Genomic DNA, 1,666 nt, shown 5'->3' with positions numbered 1-1,666 from the left:
GTGCTCTTCGTGGGGACGCTCGAGCCTCGCAAGAACCTGGTTCGCCTGGTCCAGGCGTTTCGCCGCCTGCCGTCCGACCTCGGGACCATGCACCTGGTCCTCGCTGGCCCGTGGGGCTGTCGCGCGGGGGAACTCCGGGCGGCGTTGCGCCGGCCCGATGCCCGGCGGCCCATCGTGGCGACGGGCCTCCTGGACGACGCGACGTTGTGCGCGCTCTATGCGGGCGCCCACGTGTTCGCGTACCCCTCGCTCTACGAGGGCTTTGGACTCCCGGTACTGGAGGCCATGGGAGCGGGGGTGCCGGTGCTCACCAGCTCCGGCGGCGCGTGCGCGGAGGTGGCTGGCGGTGCCGCCTTACTGGTCGATCCCTACAGCGTGGAGGCCATCGCCGCGGGCCTGGAGCGGCTGCTGCGGTCCACCGACGAGCGGCGCCGGCTCGGGGAGCTCGGGTCCCTCCGCGAGCGAGAGTTTTCGTGGGCGCGTACCGCGAGGGCCACCTTGGAGGTGTACCGCAGGGCGATGCGGGAGGCGTCGTGAGAATCGCCGTGGTGCACAATCTGCCGTCGGGCGGGGCGCGGCGGGCGCTGGTCGAGCATTGCCGCGGCCTTCGGCAGCGGGGCAACGTGGTGGAGGCCTTCTTCCCCGACACCGCTGACGAGGCTTTCCTCTCCCTGGAGCCCGTGGTGGACCGCGTGCACGTGTGGCGCGCGCCGGCGCCGCCGAGCCGCGAACCCAGCCTATTCGCTCAGCTTGGTCCGACCACGCTCTGGGCGGGCGCCCGGCTCGTCGCGGCACTAGCGCGAATCCACCGTGAGATGGCGGCCGCGGTTGACCGCGGCGGCTTCGAGGTGGTGTTGGCCTCGCACGACCAGTTCACCCACGCGCCCTCGGCCCTGCGCCATCTGGCGACGCCGTCGGCGTATTTCTGCCAGGAGCCGCTCCGTTTCGTCTACGAAGCACCGGTGGGGCTCGCAGTGGGGCCCTCCGGCAGCGCGGCGGCCCGTGCCCTGCGCACTGTGGCTACTGCGGCGGCCAAGCAGGTCTTGCGCCCGATGGATGCGAGGAACGCGCGTGCGGCGAGCATGATCCTCGCCAACTCGGTGTACTCGCACGAGTCCATCCTTCGCGCCTATGGCCGGGCGGCCCGCGTGGTGTACCTGGGCGTGGATACGGCGCGCTTCCGGCCGCTCGGCCTCGACCGATCGAATGTGGTACTCTCAGTCGGCGCGCTGCACCCGACGAAAGGGTTCGATTTCGTGGTCGCTTCGCTGGGGCGCATACCTGCGGCGCGGCGCCCTGCGCTGGTAATTGTGGCGGACCGGGGCTACGGCGCCTACCGCGACCTTCTCGAGGCGCAGGCCCGCCGCTGCGGAGTGTCGCTCGAGATCCACACGCGGGTCAGCGAGGCCGAGTTGGTGCGGTGGTACAATCGCGCGCTCCTCCTGGCCTACGCGCCGTACCTCGAACCGTTCGGGCTCGTCGTGCTCGAGGCCATGGCGTGTGGCCTTCCCGTCGTGTATCCCGCGAGCGGGGGCACGGTAGAGCTCGTCGGGGACGAGGCGGGGACAGGCGTACCTCATCCGGACACGTGGGACCGCGACGAGCCACCTGCACCCGAGGCGCTGGCCGCTGCCGTCGACCAGGTGCTGGCCGACCTTCCGAGCTA

General features: G+C 71.5%; 2 protein-coding genes. Both read left to right on the top strand.

The genetic code is table 11. The features are described 5' to 3' along the window. Positions 1 to 537 (top strand): glycosyltransferase family 1 protein (locus tag Q8Q85_12780; protein ID MDP3775129.1); only part of this gene is annotated, 537 nt, incomplete at its 5' end. Further along, the coding region (locus Q8Q85_12775; GenBank protein ID MDP3775128.1) for a glycosyltransferase family 4 protein at positions 534 to 1,666 on the top strand (1,133 nt) is incomplete at its 3' end. The genes Q8Q85_12780 and Q8Q85_12775, both read left to right, overlap by 4 nt.

It is taken from the genome of Gemmatimonadales bacterium, from assembly GCA_030697825.1.
Taxonomy (GTDB): Bacteria; Gemmatimonadota; Gemmatimonadetes; order Gemmatimonadales; family JACORV01; genus JACORV01.
The sequence above is the reverse complement of the archived record's forward strand: the minus strand, read 5'-3'. Positions and strand labels throughout refer to the sequence as shown.